The 15,101-nt window shown below is 70.6% G+C and carries 13 protein-coding genes and 1 rRNA gene; 13 read left to right on the top strand and 1 reads right to left on the bottom strand.

Annotated features, from left to right (window positions below):
• The first annotated feature begins 2 nt into the window (after positions 1-2).
• Both rrf and Q9R27_RS06240 read left to right on the top strand, forming a co-directional pair.
• A 5S ribosomal RNA gene (gene rrf / locus Q9R27_RS06235) occupies positions 3-119 on the top strand.
• A 100-nt stretch (positions 120-219) separates the two neighbouring features.
• Positions 220-1,116: a tetratricopeptide repeat protein gene (locus Q9R27_RS06240; protein ID WP_311251486.1), complete on the top strand. Its 897-nt coding sequence runs from the start codon at positions 220-222 to the stop codon at positions 1,114-1,116.
• A 4-nt stretch (positions 1,117-1,120) separates the two neighbouring features.
• Here the strand turns inward: Q9R27_RS06240 and Q9R27_RS06245 are convergent, their stop codons facing one another.
• A complete protein-coding gene (locus Q9R27_RS06245) occupies positions 1,121-2,221 on the bottom strand; it encodes a DUF1015 family protein (RefSeq protein WP_311251487.1) in 1,101 nt (366 codons plus the stop codon).
• A 63-nt stretch (positions 2,222-2,284) separates the two neighbouring features.
• On the opposite strand from Q9R27_RS06245, the gene Q9R27_RS06250 reads away from it, so the two are divergent.
• The 11 genes from Q9R27_RS06250 to Q9R27_RS06300 all read left to right on the top strand — a co-directional run bounded on the left by Q9R27_RS06250 (position 2,285) and on the right by Q9R27_RS06300 (position 15,008).
• Positions 2,285-3,157, top strand: coding sequence for an HAD-IIA family hydrolase (locus tag Q9R27_RS06250; RefSeq protein ID WP_311251488.1), 873 nt, complete (start codon positions 2,285-2,287; stop codon positions 3,155-3,157).
• Positions 3,154-3,333 (top strand): hypothetical protein, encoded by a 180-nt coding sequence (locus Q9R27_RS06255; RefSeq protein WP_311251489.1) that lies wholly within the window; start codon positions 3,154-3,156, stop codon positions 3,331-3,333. The genes Q9R27_RS06250 and Q9R27_RS06255 overlap by 4 nt, the downstream gene beginning before the upstream one ends.
• Positions 3,334-3,344: 11 nt before the next feature.
• A complete protein-coding gene (locus Q9R27_RS06260; protein WP_311251490.1) occupies positions 3,345-4,202 on the top strand; it encodes a TlyA family RNA methyltransferase in 858 nt (285 codons plus the stop codon).
• On the top strand, positions 4,199-5,146 hold the full coding sequence (locus Q9R27_RS06265; protein ID WP_311251491.1) for an NAD kinase: 948 nt from the start codon (positions 4,199-4,201) through the stop codon (positions 5,144-5,146). Before Q9R27_RS06260 ends, Q9R27_RS06265 begins: the two co-directional genes overlap by 4 nt.
• Positions 5,143-6,903: a DNA repair protein RecN gene (gene recN, locus Q9R27_RS06270; protein ID WP_311251492.1), complete on the top strand. Its 1,761-nt coding sequence runs from the start codon at positions 5,143-5,145 to the stop codon at positions 6,901-6,903. The genes Q9R27_RS06265 and recN overlap by 4 nt, the downstream gene beginning before the upstream one ends.
• A 76-nt stretch (positions 6,904-6,979) precedes the next feature.
• Positions 6,980-8,182: a putative cytokinetic ring protein SteA gene (gene steA / locus Q9R27_RS06275; protein ID WP_311251493.1), complete on the top strand. Its 1,203-nt coding sequence runs from the start codon at positions 6,980-6,982 to the stop codon at positions 8,180-8,182.
• On the top strand, positions 8,179-9,096 hold the full coding sequence (locus tag Q9R27_RS06280; RefSeq protein WP_311251494.1) for a copper transporter: 918 nt from the start codon (positions 8,179-8,181) through the stop codon (positions 9,094-9,096). The genes steA and Q9R27_RS06280 overlap by 4 nt, the downstream gene beginning before the upstream one ends.
• An 83-nt stretch (positions 9,097-9,179) precedes the next feature.
• Entirely contained in the window at positions 9,180-10,850 is a 1,671-nt protein-coding gene (locus Q9R27_RS06285; protein ID WP_311251495.1) for a CTP synthase, read from the top strand.
• 54 nt (positions 10,851-10,904) lie between these two features.
• The gene (locus Q9R27_RS06290) at positions 10,905-11,513 is read left to right on the top strand and encodes an NUDIX hydrolase (protein ID WP_311251496.1); all 609 of its coding nucleotides are present in this window, start codon (positions 10,905-10,907) and stop codon (positions 11,511-11,513) included.
• 16 nt (positions 11,514-11,529) lie between these two features.
• Positions 11,530-12,432: a site-specific tyrosine recombinase XerD gene (xerD, locus tag Q9R27_RS06295; protein WP_311251740.1), complete on the top strand. Its 903-nt coding sequence runs from the start codon at positions 11,530-11,532 to the stop codon at positions 12,430-12,432.
• Positions 12,429-15,008, top strand: a complete 2,580-nt coding sequence (locus Q9R27_RS06300) for a DUF3516 domain-containing protein (protein ID WP_311251497.1) — start codon at positions 12,429-12,431, stop codon at positions 15,006-15,008. Before xerD ends, Q9R27_RS06300 begins: the two co-directional genes overlap by 4 nt.
• Positions 15,009-15,101: the final 93 nt, after the last annotated feature.

The raw sequence follows: 15,101 nt of genomic DNA on the forward strand, positions 1-15,101 counted from the left end.
GTTTCGGCGGCCATAGCGAGAGGGAAACACCCGGCTCCATTCCGAACCCGGAAGTTAAGCCTCTCAGCGCCGATGGTACTGCAACCGGGAGGTTGTGGGAGAGTAGGACGTCGCCGGACATTACTTTCGTAAAGGCCACCTCGTCTCGAGGTGGCCTTTACGCATTTGTCCCCATGCATCTGCCAGACTTGGCACGCACCCGCCGAAAGGAAGCACCACATGTCCGAGAGTTCACGCCGTCGTCCAGGATCTTCGGGACGAGGCGAGTCGGGCCGCGGGGGTGCTGGTCGTAACGGCGGCGGCCGCGATGGTTCGGGCCGTGGCGATCGCAACCGCAAGGGCACGTCGTCCAGTGGGCGCGGCCAGGGCGGCGCCCGCGCGTGGAGCCGGGATCCGTCGCGGCGCCCGGAGCGTGGTCCGCGCACCGAGGAACAGCGCCGCTATGACGGCCCGGAGATCCCCGAGCACATCACCGGCAAGGAACTCGACCGCTCCGTCATCGCCCAGTTGAAGGGGCTCCCGGAGAAGCTGGCGGCGAGGGTGGCGCGTCACCTTGCCGCGGCCGGAGAGGTGATCGACTCCGATCCCAAGACTGCCTATGAGCACACGCTGGCAGCCCGATCCCGTGCATCCCGGTTGGCCGTCGTACGTGAAGCGTGCGGTGAGGCGGCGTACGCAGCGGGGGAGTACGCCGAGGCGCTCTCCGAACTCCGGGCCGCGAAGCGGATGAACGGTGTCACGGCGTACCTGCCGATCATGGCCGACTGCGAACGCGCCCTGGGGCGCCCCGAGCGTGCCCTCACCCTGGCCAAGAGCCCCGCCGTGCAGAACTTCTCCGCCGAGGCCAAGGCGGAGATGACGATCGTCGAGGCTGGTGCCCGCCGCGACATGGGCGAGTTCGACGCTGCCCTGCGCACCCTCGAGCACGCGCCACTCAACTCCAAGAGCCGCGCCGCCTGGGTGGTCCGGCTGCGCTATGCGTATGCCGACACCCTGCTCGCAGCGGACCGGCCGGCCGACGCGCTCGAGTGGTTCCACCGCACCGAGGCGATCGACGGCGACGAGATCACCGATGCCGGTGCGCGCGCAGCCGAGGTCGAACGACTCATCGGCTGAGCCGTCAGCCCTGGCGTACCTCGCGCATGATCACGCCCAGGTGCGGTTTTGGCTGGAAGGACGTGGCCTTCTCCGGCAGCAGGTGGCCCGACATCGCCGAGGCACTCACCTTGTCGAAGGAGGGCGCCGGCAGCAGCACGGCCACATCACTGCCAGCGCGTTCGAGTGCGGCGGTTGCGGAATGATGGAAGGCAACCCGTGACGACGGCACCTGCCAGGCGTCCAGGACGTCCTCGTGCAACCAGCAGACCAGCAGGCGATCCGCGTCAGCAGGGGTGAGCGTCGCCCAGTCCCGCCCGTCGTGGAGGACCAGGGAACGGCCAAGCTTCGCCAGGGCGCTGTGCGAGGTGTCGTGGCGACGGAAGACGCCACCCACCGTATCGGCAGTGCTGGCCACCAGGTCGAGGGAGACCCGCGGCACCGTCCGGTGGATGGCGCACAACTGCAGGGGAGTGTCGTCGTGGTCGATGACCATGGCCAGCGTCCGCTCCCACCCCGTGCCCGGAGCTCGCTCCCGCAGCCGCTGCGCTGCGGCGTACCGGTGGTGCCCATCGGCGATGAAGGTCGTGCTGGCGGCCATGCTGGTGGCGAGTACGTCCAGGACGGACGGGTCAGTGAGCCGCCAGATGCGCTGCAACTGGTCGGCCCGGTCGGTGTAGACCAGGTCCGGTTCGCGGCGTACCTGCTCGGCAATGACGCTGCGCACCTGCGCCGGACCACGGTGCACCAGCAGGATCGGCGCCGGGTTCAGGGACATCTCCACCATCCGGTCGGCGAGCTGGTCCACCTGGGCGGGCTGGACGTCCTCGTGGGGGAGCACCCGCGCCTCGCTCGGACCGAGCTCCAGGTTCGCGACCAAGCCCCGCACCGTCACGCCGGAAGAGGTGTATTCGTGGATGTAGAAGGCCGGGTCCGGGTCACGGACCAGGTGGCGCTTGCGCCGCGACTCGCGCAGCCGGTCGGGCACCGATCGATAGGGTCGGGCGAAGATCCGGTTCGCGACCGGATCGCCGACGTAACTGTTCGCCAGCCGCAAGGCACGGAACGGGGACAGCGCAAGGACCGGAGCGGACTGCTCCGTGGTCAGGGCTGATGCTGTCTCCATTCGACCGATCGTAGGCGGACGACGCAACATTTGCCCGCCGCACGCCAGGGAAGGAGCTGAAACATGGGAAGTGACCGCACAGATCGCCTGGTCGACCGGCACGACCTGCTGCTGCTCGACCTGGACGGCGTCGTCTATGTAGGACCCGAGGCGGTGCCCGGTGCGCCGGACCATCTCAGCGCCGCACGCGAGGCCGGTGTGCGCCTCGCCTTCGTCACCAACAACGCCGGCCGGACGCCCGAGGAGGTCGCGGCCCACCTCACGTCCCTGGGCGTTGCAGCCGATCCGGGTGACGTGGTCACCTCGGCCCAGGCCGCCGCCCGGATCCTCGCCGAACGACTGGGGCCCGGCGCCCGGGTCTTCCTGCTCGGCAGCCCCGCCCTTGCCCGGGCACTCACCGAAGAAGGGCTGGTCCCGGTCGACGCGATCGAGGACGACCCGCAGGCGGTGGCTTCGGGCTATGGCCCGGATGTTGCCTGGCGGACCATCCTGGCCGGGGCGTCCCTGGTTGCCCAGGGCACGCCGTGGGTGGCCTGCAACGCCGACCTCACCTTTCCGCTGCCCACCGGCCTCGCGCCCGGGCACGGTGCACTGGTCGACATGATCAGCCGCTTCTCCGGTGCCACGCCGCTGGTCGCCGGCAAGCCCGGCCCCCGGCTCTTCGACGAGGCCGTACGCCGCATGGGGGCGGTCGCCCCGCTGGTGGTCGGCGACCGGCTCGACACCGACATCGCCGGCGCGCACGCAGCCAACCTGCCCTCGCTGCTGGTGCTGACCGGCGTCACCGATCGCGCAGTGGCTGCAGCGGCCGGCCCGGACGAGTGGCCGACGTACGTCGCGGACGACCTGTCCGCACTCCTGTCGCGTGGCCTTCATCCACAGGCACCCCCGGGCGCCACGCCCGGAGGCGCCGATCGCGATACGGTGGAGCCATGACCGAACAGCCAGTGCATCCCGCATCGGAGTCCGCGGACGGCCCAGCGCGCCAGGGCACGGGCGACGCGACGGTCGATGCCGTGCTCGCCTCCCTCGACGGGCTGGCCGACAAGCCGGTTGCCGAGCACGTCGCGGTCTTCGAGCGTGCCCACGAGCAGCTGCGCGCCGTCCTGTAGGGCACGCCCCGATGCCCCCTCGTCGCCTCCGGCTCGACGCCGAGCTCGTCCGGCGCAAGCTGGCCCGCTCCCGTGAACACGCGAGCGAACTGGTCGCTGCCCGCCGGGTCAAGGTCAACGGCGTCCTCGCCGCCAAGCCCGCCACCGGCGTGACCACCGATGTGGCCATCGTCGTCATCGAGGACCCGGACCGCCCCGACTACGTCTCGCGCGGTGGCCACAAGCTGGCCGGAGCGCTGGCCGCCTTCGTCCCGCTGGGCCTGGCCGTCAAGGGACGCCGCGCGCTCGACGCCGGGGCTTCCACCGGAGGCTTCACCGACGTCCTGCTGCGCCATGGCGTGAGCGCCGTCGTGGCGGTCGACGTCGGCTATGGGCAACTTGCCTGGCGCCTGCAGAACGACGAGCGGGTCCAGGTGCACGACCGGACCAACATCCGCGACCTCTCCCCGGAGCTGGTCCCCGAACCGGTCGACCTGGTGACCGGGGACCTCTCCTTCATCTCCTTGCACCTGGTCCTCGACGCGCTGCTCACCGTGATCCATCCCGACGGCGACCTGGTGCTGATGGTGAAGCCACAGTTCGAAGTCGGCAAGGACCGCGTCGGCAAGGGAGGGGTGGTCCGCTCCACCGCCCTGCGTGCCGAAGCAGTCAACGACGTCGCCGCGGCCTCCGCGCAGCGCGGCTGGGGAGCGCGCGCGGTCACCACGAGCCCGCTGCCCGGCCCCTCGGGCAACGTCGAGTTCTTCCTGTGGCTGCGCCGCGGACCGTCGGCCATCGGCGAGGCGGAGATCATCGCCGAGGTCGAGCGGACGGCCGCCCTGGGCGCATCGACCGGAACAGCGGCGCCGGGTGAGAAGGTGGACCCGTGAGTGACCCCCGACGCGTGCTCCTGCTCGCCCACACCGGACGCGAAGATGCCTGCGCGGTCGCCCGTTCGTTCGCGGAGAAGTTGACCGCCCACCAGATCCTGGTCCGGGTGCTGGAGAGCGAGGCAGCCGATCTCGGTGTCGTCCCCGGCAACGGGGGGATCGAGGCCGTCCCCAACGACGAGCAAGCCGCCGCAGGATGTGAGATCGCCGTGGTCATCGGCGGTGACGGCACCATCCTGCGTGCTGCCGAGATCACCCACGGCCACCCCACTCCGCTGCTCGGGGTCAACCTCGGACACGTCGGGTTCCTGGCCGAGGCCGAGTACGAGCACGTCGGGACCACGATCCAGGCCATCATCGACCGTGACTACACGACCGAGGAGCGGCTCACCGTCGACGTGACTGTCTTCCAGGGCAAGGAGGTCGTCACCTCCACCTTCGCCCTCAACGAGGCGAGCGTGGAGAAGGCGGCCCGCGAACGGATGCTCGAGGTGGTCGTCGAGGTCGACGGGCGCCCGCTGTCGCGGTGGGGCTGCGACGGCGTCGTGTGCGCCACCCCCACCGGCTCCACGGCGTACAACTTCTCCGCCGGAGGCCCGGTGGTCTGGCCCAGCGTGGAGGCCCTGCTGATGGTGCCGATCTCCGCCCATGCCCTCTTCGCGCGCCCGCTCGTGGTGGCACCGACCTCCGTCCTGGCCGTTGAGGTCCTGGCCCGCACCGAGGGCTCAGGAGTGCTCTGGTGCGACGGGCGCCGTACGGTCGACCTCCCGCCCGGGGCCCGGATCGAGGTCCGCCGCGGCGAGTTCCCGGTCCACCTGGTGCGCCTGCACCAGGCGCCGTTCACCGACCGCCTGGTCGCCAAGTTCGGCCTCTCCGTCGAGGGATGGCGCGGCGCCGGGGAGCGCCGCCTCGGGCTCGCCGCCCCGGGGGAGGACGGAGCATGATCGAGGAGATCCGGATCCAGTCCCTGGGCGTGATCGAGTCATCCACCCTCGAACTCGGCCCCGGCCTGACCGTGGTCACCGGCGAGACCGGCGCAGGCAAGACGATGGTCGTCACCGCACTGGGCCTGCTGCTCGGCGGGCGAGCCGACACCGGCGCGGTCCGCAAGGGTGCGCGTACGGCGCGGGTCGAGGGAGTCGTCGACACCGCGCGGCTGCCCGGCCTTGCCGACCAGGTCGAGGACCGCGGCGGCGAGGTGGAGGACGGACGCGTCCTGCTGGCCCGCAACATCTCCGCCGAGGGACGCTCCCGTGCCTTCGTCGGCGGTGCCTCGGTGCCGGTCACCCAGCTCGGCGCCGTCACCGACGGGATGGTCGCCGTCCACGGCCAGTCCGACCAGCACCGCCTGCTCCGGGCCAGTGCCCAACGACGCGCCCTCGACCTCTTCGGCGGCGACCGGGTCGCCGGGCTCATCGAGGAGTGGAGCACCCTCCATGCCGATCTGGTCGCCACCGAGTCCGAACTCACCGAGGTCCTTGCCTCGGCCCGGGAGCGGGCCCGGGAAGCCGACCTGCTCCGCTTCGGCCTCGAGGAGATCGCGGCAGTGGAACCGGAGCCCGGTGAGGACGCCGCCCTCGCGGCCGAGGAGAGCCGGCTGGGATTCGCCGACACCCTGCGCACCGCGGCCGAGCAGGCGCGCGAAGCACTCTCCTCCGACCAGGGTGCACCGGACGCCCTCGGCGCCACCGGGACTGCCCGGCAACTGCTCGAAGGCGTCCGTGACCACGACCCGGCCGCCGCAGAACTGGCCGACCGGCTGGCCGAGGTCAGCTACCTGCTCTCCGACGTCGCGGCCGACGTCGCCTCCTATGCCTCGGGCCTGGAGACCGACCCGGGCCGCCTCGCCGCCGTCTCCGAGCGCCGGGCCGCCCTGACCGGGCTGCAGCGCAAGTACGGCGAGACGATCGACGACGTACTCGCCTGGTCACAGGAGGCCAGCCGCAAGTTGCTCGACCTGGACGGCACCGACGACCGGGTCAGCGAACTGCGCTCGCGGCGTACCGGGTTGCGGGCACGACTCAGTGAGGCCGGTGCCGCGCTCAGCGACGCCCGTGCCGAGGCCGCCCAGCAACTGGCCGAGCTGGTCAGCGATGAACTCACCGGTCTGGCCATGCCGCACGCACGCGTCACCATCGAGGTGCGGCGGATGGTGGCCGACGCCCCCGAGGAGGACCCGGAGCACTCCGATGCGCCCGGGGCGCCACTGCGCATCGGCAAGGAGTGGGTGCGCCACACCGCATCCGGGATCGACGAGGTCGAGATCCTCCTCGCCGCCAACGCCGGCGCCGATCCACGCCCGCTGGACAAAGGCGCGTCCGGGGGTGAGCTCTCCCGGGTGATGCTGGCGATCGAGGTCTCCCTGGCCGAGACCAACCCGGTGCCCACGTTCGTCTTCGACGAGGTCGATTCCGGCGTCGGTGGCAAGGCAGCGGTGGAGATCGGACGCCGCCTGGCACGGTTGGCGCGCACTTCGCAGGTGCTGGTGGTGACCCACCTGCCCCAGGTCGCGGCGTACGCCGATCACCACGTCGTGGTGGCCAAGGCCCAGGACGGGACGGTGACCACCTCGGGCCTGACCCGGCTGGCCGAGGACGACCGGGTGCGCGAACTGTCGCGGATGCTCGCCGGCATGGAGGACTCCGACACCGCGCTGGCCCACGCCCAGGAGCTCCTCGAGGCAGCCCGCGCCGCCCGCTGAGCCCGTCGGGACGTGCGCCACGCCGCACGGGTGGATCCCCGGATGGCGTGGTGCGACGTGCGACCATCGAGCGGTCATGAAGTTGCCTACGCGTCGCGCCCCAGACCAGGCGCCCCCCGGGATCGTCGCCACGGCCCGGGTGGATCGCCAGACCCGCACCCTCCTCGCCCGGCTCCAGCCGGGCGACATCGTCGTCCTCGACCACCTCGACATGGACCGCGCCACGGCACGGCAACTCGTCGACGCCGAGGTGGCGGCGGTGGTGAACGTCACCAGCTTCGTCTCCGGGCGCTATCCCGCCCAGGGGCCTGAAGTGCTGCTCGCGGCCGGGATCACCCTGGTCGACAACGTCGGCGCCGACACCCTCGGGCTGGTCCGTGACGGCCGCGAAGTGCGCCTGCATGAGGGAAAGCTCTTCGTCGCGGGGGAGGAGGTCGCCGCCGGCGACCTGCTCGACCAGCGGCGCCTGGCCCGCGAGCTCGGTGCAGCCCGCGGCGGGATGACCACGCAGCTGGAGAACTTCAACCACAACTCCACCGAGTTCCTGCGCCGCGAAGAGGAACTCCTCCTGCACGGCAAGGGCATGCCGGACCTCAACGTCGACCTGGGCGACAAGGCCGTCGCCGTGGTCGTCTCCGGCCCGGACCTGGAGGAGGAGTTGCGCGGCATCAAGCGCTACCTGCGCGAGCAGCGGCCGATCCTGGTGGCCGTGGACTCGGCTGCCGACGTGCTGCGCTCGCACGGCCACAAGCCGGACGTGATCGTGCTCAGCTCGCCGCAGAGCTCGCAGAGCGTGGAGACCCGCCTCTCGGCGAAGGCGCTGAAGGCCGCTGGTGACGTCGTGGTCCTGGTCGATCGCGGTGCCGGGAAGACCCCGACCGACTCCCTGGAGCGGCTCGGCGTACGTCCGTTGCTCTTCGAGACCAGTGCCAGCGCCGAGGACGCCGCCCTCCTGCTGGCAGCCGGCGGGCACGCTGCCCTGATCGTCGGCGTCGGCGTGCACGCCACGCTCGAGGACTTCCTGGACCGCCAGCGCGGCGGACTCGCCTCGACCTTCCTGGCCCGGCTCAAGGTCGGTCCGCGGCTGGTCGACGCCCGGGCCCTGCCGGAGGTCTACTCCGGACGGGTCCAGCCGATCCATGTCTTCCTGGTGTTGCTGGTCGGGGTCATCGCCCTGGCCGCCGCCATCGCGGTGACGCCCGTGGGCCAGGAGTGGCTCGATGACCTGGACGGGCTCTTCATCGACCTCTACGAACGCATCAAAGGACTCGTAACGTGATCTCGTTCCGCTACCACGTCGTCACCATCGTGGCGGTCTTCCTCGCCCTGGCCGTCGGGGTCGCCCTCGGGGGCGGCCCGCTCTCCGAGTTCGGACGCAGTTCCGACGAGGCCAATGAGCGGGTCAGCGCCGAGAACGAAAAGCTCACCAAGGACCTGGACCGCATCCAGCAGGTGACCGAGTTCCAGGAGGCGTTCGGCAACGCCGTGGTCCCGGCCGACCTCAGCGGGGTGCTGGCCGACACCCGCGTCGCCATCGTGACCATGCCGGGCGCCAGTTCCGCCGTGGTGGAGGGCCTCACCGAGCAGATCAACCGCGCCGAGGGCGTCGTCGCCGGCACCTATGCGATCCAGCCAGCCCTGATCGGCGCCGACAACAAGCCCCTGGTGGACACGCTCGGCTCCCAGTTGCTCGAGACGCTGGCCTCGCCGGGTGTCGCAGACGGGGCAACCACCTATGTCCGCATGGGCGGCCTGATCAGCCGCGCGATCGCCACCGGGGACGACGAGCGTGGGGTCGACGAGGACGCCACCAGCGTGCGCAGCAGCCTCACCGGCGCCGAGATGTTCACCGTCACCTCGGGCGGAGACGCACGGGCCGACGTGATCGTGGTGGTCCTCGGCTCGGAGCCGCCCAGCGACGACGGCAGCGACAAGCTCCTCGCCTCGCTCTTCGCCGGCATGGCCACCACCAGCAAGGCCGTCGTCGTCGCCGGCACCACCGACACCGGCAGCACCGGCATCCTCAAGGTGCTGCGGGAGAACGCGGAGTTCACCGAGGCGGCCTCCTCCGTCGACTCCGTCCAGTCACGGACCGGCCAGGTCGTCGCGGCCTATGCCCTGGGCAGGATGCAGGACGGCAACACTGGGCAGTTCGGCGCCAACGGCGAGGACGGTCCACTTCCGCGCGGCTGATTGCCAGCAGGGGGTTCCGCGTTGGTAGACTGGAACCCCGTAGCAGAGGATCCATTCATCCAGTCTGACAGCGGGAGTTCTCCTTGGCCTCATCGGCGCCGACCAAGCACGTCTTCGTCACCGGAGGCGTCGCGTCCTCCCTCGGCAAGGGGCTCACGGCCTCGAGCCTGGGAAACCTGCTGAAGTCCCGAGGGCTGCGGGTCACCATGCAGAAGCTCGATCCCTACCTCAACGTGGACCCGGGCACGATGAACCCGTTCCAGCACGGAGAGGTCTTCGTCACCAACGACGGCGCCGAGACCGACCTCGACATCGGGCACTACGAGCGCTTCCTCGACACCGACCTGAATGCGATCGCGAACGTGACCACCGGCCAGGTCTATTCGTCGGTGATCGCCAAGGAGCGCCGCGGTGACTACCTGGGCGACACGGTCCAGGTGATCCCGCACATCACCAACGAGATCAAGGACCGGATCCGGGCGATGGGCGGCGAGGACGACGGCGGCCACGTCGACGTCGTGATCACCGAGATCGGTGGCACCGTCGGCGACATCGAGTCGCTGCCGTTCCTGGAGGCTGCCCGCCAGGTGCGCCACGACATCGGGCGCGACAACTGCTTCTTCCTCCACGTCTCCCTGGTGCCGTACCTCGGGCCGTCGGGGGAGTTGAAGACCAAGCCGACCCAGCACTCCGTCGCCGCGCTGCGCTCGATCGGCATCCAGCCCGACGCGATCGTGCTCCGCTCTGACCGCGAGGTGCCGCAGTCGATCAAGAACAAGATCTCGCTGATGTGCGACGTGGAGACCGAGGCAGTGATCAACTGCGCGGACGCCCCGTCGATCTATGACATCCCGAAGGTGATCCACGCCGAGGGCCTCGACGCCTACCTGGTCCGCCGCCTCAACCTTCCCTTCCGTGACGTCGACTGGACGGTCTGGGACGACCTGCTCCGTCGGGTGCACCACCCGGCCGAGGAGGTCACCGTCGGCCTGGTCGGCAAGTACATCGACCTGCCCGACGCCTACCTCTCCATCGCGGAGGCGCTGCGGGCCGGTGGCTTCGCGCACGAGGCGAAGGTCAACATCGAGTGGATCGCCTCCGACGAGTGCGCCACCGAGCAGGGCGCGGCACGCCACCTCTCCGAGATGGACGCCATCCTGGTCCCCGGCGGGTTCGGCATCCGCGGGCTCGAGGGGAAGCTGGGTGCGCTGACGTACGCGCGCAACCACCAGATCCCGACCCTGGGCATCTGTCTGGGGCTGCAGTGCATGGTCATCGAGTACGCCCGCACCGAACTGGGCCTGGCCGATGCGGCCTCGACCGAGTTCGACCCGGAGACCACCGAACCGGTGATCGCAACGATGGAGGAGCAGAAGTCCTTCGTCGAGGGCGCCGGCGACCTGGGCGGCACCATGCGCCTGGGCCTCTACCCGGCCGTGCTCAAGGAAGGCTCGGTGGTCCACGCGGCGTACGGCGAGACCAAGGTCGAGGAGCGCCACCGCCACCGGTACGAGGTGAACAACTCCTACCGTGACCGGCTGGAGGCCGCCGGACTGGTCTTCTCCGGGACGTCGCCGGACAACAACCTGGTCGAGTTCGTGGAGCTGCCCCGCGAGGTGCACCCCTACTACGTCTCGACCCAGGCCCACCCGGAGCTCAAGTCGCGCCCGACGAAGGCGCACCCGCTCTTTGCCGGCTTGATCGGTGCGGCCATCGAGCGCCAGCGCGAGCTGCTCATCCCGATCGAGGACTGATCGGAGGGACGAGGCGTGCCGGAGCCTCGCGGCGTACGGCGATAGCCTGCGGTCATGTCGAAGCTTGCTGACCAGCCCGAGTCCTGGCCCGTCGTCTCCTCGACGGACCTGCACCGCGACGACTGGGTGGTCGCCTTCCGCACCGACCAGGTGCAGGCCCCGGACGATCCCGACGGGCCGTCGTTCCGGCGCCTGGTCGTCGAGCATCCCGGTGCGGTGATGGTGCTGGCCATCGACGACGAGGAACGGGTCTTCTGCATCCGGCAATACCGCCACCCCGCCCAGCGGCGGTTCGTGGAGTTGCCCGCCGGCGTCTGTGACCACGACGGCGAGGACCCCCTCGACGTGGCGGTGCGCGAACTGCGGGAAGAGGGGGAACTCGAGGCCAGCGAGTGGCACCACCTGCTCTCGGTGTGGGCATCGCCCGGTGTGTCGGCCGAGCGCCACCACTTCTACCTGGCCCGCGGGCTCTCCCACGCCGATCGCGGTGACTTCGTCCTCGAGCACGAGGAGGCCGACATGGAACCGCTGTGGGTGCCGCTGGCCGAACTGCGCGAGGCGATCCTCGACGGTCGCGTTGCCGACGGTCCGGTGGCGCTCGCAGTGCTCGCCCATGATGCCCGCTTCGGGAGCGGCCCGGCGAGGAGCACAGGTGGGCGCTGATCCGATCGACCTCGCGATGCGGACCTACCTGGACCACCTGGCGGTGGAACGGGGACTGGCCGAGAACACGCTGCTGTCCTACCGCCGTGACCTCAAGCGCTACCGCTCCCACCTCCGCGAGCGCGGCATCGAGGACCTCGACTCCGTCACCGAACAGGTGGTCTCCGACTTCCTGGTCCGGCTGCGCGAGGGCGACGCCGACCACCCACCGCTGGGATCCACCTCCGCCGCGCGGGCCGTGGTCGCGGCACGCGGCTTCCACAAGTTCGCCGTGATGGACGGACTGGCCGAGTCCGACCCGGCCGCAGCGGTCAAGCCACCGGCACCGGCGAAGCGCCTGCCGAAGGCGTTGCCGCTCTCGGACGTCGAGGCGCTCCTGGATGCTGCCGGTGCGCCGGGGACCGCGCTGGCCCACCGGGACCGTGCCCTGCTCGAGGTGCTCTACGGGACCGGGGCCCGGATCTCCGAGGCGATCGGGCTCGACATCGACGACCTGGACCTGGTCGAGGGCGTGGTCCGGTTGCGCGGCAAGGGCGGCAAGGAACGGATCGTCCCGGTCGGCTCCTATGCCCGCGAGGCAGTGACGACGTACGTCGAAGGGGCCCGGACCAGCCTGGTCGGTGACGGCCGGGGAGGGCCCGCACTCTTCCTCAACTCCCGCGGCGGCCGGCTCTCCCGCCAGAGTGCGTGGACGGTGCTGGTCAAGACGGCCGAGCGCGCCGGGATCACCCGGGACGTCTCGCCGCACACGCTGCGCCACTCGTTCGCCACCCACCTGCTCGACGGCGGCGCCGACGTCCGCGTGGTCCAGGAACTGCTGGGGCACGCGTCGGTGACCACGACGCAGGTCTACACCCTGGTCACCGTCGACAACCTGCGCGAGGTGTTCGCGACGGCGCATCCCCGGGCACGCGGATGAGCGGCGCGCAGCCGGCGGACCGGCTTGGCAACTACGCGGGCGCCACCGACCCGGACTCCCTCTACGACGGGTTCACCGCGTGGGCGGGCAGCCGGGGCACCGAGCTCTACCCGCACCAGGACGAGGCGGTGATCGAGCTCTTCTCCGGCAACAACGTCATCCTGGCCACGCCGACCGGTTCCGGGAAGTCGATGGTGGCCCTGGGCGCCCACTTCGCGGCGCTGTGCACCGACCGGATCAGCTTCTACACCGCACCGATCAAGGCACTGGTCAGCGAGAAGTTCTTCGACCTGTGTGCCATCTTCGGTGCGGAGAACGTCGGCATGCTCACCGGCGACGCCGCGGTGAACCCCGACGCCCCGATCATCGCCTGCACGGCCGAAGTGCTGGCCAACATCGCCCTGCGCGAGGGCGAGCAGGCCGACGTCGGCACGGTGATCATGGACGAGTTCCACTTCTACTCCGAGCCGGACCGGGGCTGGGCCTGGCAGGTGCCGCTGCTGGCGCTGCCGCAGGCCCAGTTCCTGTTGATGTCGGCCACCCTGGGCGACGTCTCGGCGTTCGTCGACGACCTCACCCGCCGCACCGGGCGGGAGACGGCGCTGGTCGACGACGCCGAACGGCCGGTGCCACTCACCTTCACCTGGGCGCTGACGCCGCTGGCCGAGACCCTGTCCGAGCTGGTCGAGACCCGCCAGGTGCCGGCGTACGTCGTCCACTTCACCCAGAAGGACGCCGTCGCCCACGCCAACACCCTGGTGCTGCCCTCCTCGGGCCTGGTCGGCAAGCTGGTCGATGCGGAGGAGAAGGCGGCGATCGCCGCACGGATCGGCGCCTTCCGCTTCGGGGCCGGGTTCGGGCGGGTCCTCTCGCGGCTGGTCCGCAACGGGATCGGCGTCCACCATGCCGGGATGCTGCCGAAGTATCGACGCCTGGTGGAGCAACTGGCCCAGGACGGACTGCTCAAGGTGATCTGCGGCACCGACACCCTGGGCGTCGGCATCAACGTGCCGATCCGGACGGTGCTCTTCACCGGACTGGCCAAGTTCGACGGCAGCCGGCAGCGGATCCTGCGGGTGCGCGAGTTCCAGCAGATCGCCGGACGGGCCGGGCGGGCCGGCTTCGACACGGCCGGATACGTCGTGGTCCAGGCGCCCGAGCACGTCATCGAGAACGAGCGGGCCAAGGCGAAGGCGGCAGCGAAGAACGCGGCGAATCCGAAGAAGAAGTCCAAGGCGCAGTTGCGCAAGCCGCCCGAGGGCACCGTGGTGTGGAGCGAGGAGACGTTCACCCGCCTGGTCGAGGGGACCCCGGAACCGCTGGTGTCGCGGATGCGGGTGGACAACGCGATGCTGCTCAACGTGGTGGCCCGTGAGGCCGACGCCTTCGCGGTGATGCGTGACCTGCTGCGCGACAACCACGAGGAGCCCCGCAACCGGGTCCGCCTGATCCGGCGGGCGCTGCGCCTGGCCCGGTCCCTGGTGGCCTCGGGCGTGCTGGCCCGGCTGGACGAGCCGGACGGGTTCGGCCGCCGCTACGTGCTCACCGAGGCGCTCGCCGACGACTTCGCGCTCAACCAACCGCTGGCCCACTTCGCCCTCGAGGCGCTCGACGTGCTGGACCCGGAGGAGGCGGACCACACCCTCGACATCGTCTCGGTCATCGAGGCCGTGCTCGAGGCGCCGCGCCAGATCCTCTTCGCCCAGCAGAACGCTGCCCGCGGCGAGGCGGTGGCCGAGATGAAGGCCGACGGCATCGAGTACGACGAACGGATGGCGCTGCTGGAGGAGATCACCTGGCCGCAACCGCTGGCGGAACTGCTTGGGGCGACGTACGAGATCTATCGCGGCGCCCACCCGTGGCTGCCCGAGGACGGGCTCGAGCCGAAGTCGATCGTGCGCGAGATGTACCAGCAGGCGATGGGGTTCACCGACTTCGTCGGCCGCTATCAGCTCGGTCGCTCCGAGGGGCTGGTGCTGCGCTATCTCACCGACGCCTACCGCACCCTGCGCCACACGGTGCCCCAGGCACACCGCACGCCCGAACTGGAGGACCTCGTCGAATGGCTCGGCGAGACCGTGCGCCAGACCGACTCCTCACTGCTGGACGAGTGGGAGGCGCTCACCGACCCGGACCGGGTGGTCGAGGCCGACCGGGAGCCGGCGCCCCCGCGACCGCTGACCTCCCAGGAACGACCGTTCCGGGTGATGGTGCGCAACGCGATGTTCAACCGGGTGCTGCTCGCGGCACGCGACGACCTGGACGGGCTGATGCGCGCCGAGCGGGAGACAGCCGACCTCTTCGATCCGCCACGCGAGGTGGGGATGACCCGCAGCGCGTGGGACGACGCGCTGGAGGAGTACTACGCCGAGCACGACTCGATCGGCACCGCCGGGGACGCGCGTGGCCCGTCGCTGCTGCAGGTCAGCGTCGAGGGACGCACCTGGCAGGTGCGCCAGGTGATCGACGACCCCGAGGGACACCACGACTGGGTGATCGAGGCGAGCGTCGACCTGGACGCCTCCGACGAGGTGGGTCGCGCCGTGGTCACCTCCGTCGGGATGCGCCGGTTGTGAGCCCCCGGGAGCGGGCCGTTCATCCACAGGTTTGTGCACAGATTATGGTTGCGTTGTGCAGTTGAGCGCGCCCCTGTGCACACCCCATGCACA

The organism is Nocardioides sp. AE5 (assembly GCF_031844485.1).
Classification (GTDB): Bacteria; Actinomycetota; Actinomycetes; order Propionibacteriales; family Nocardioidaceae; genus Nocardioides.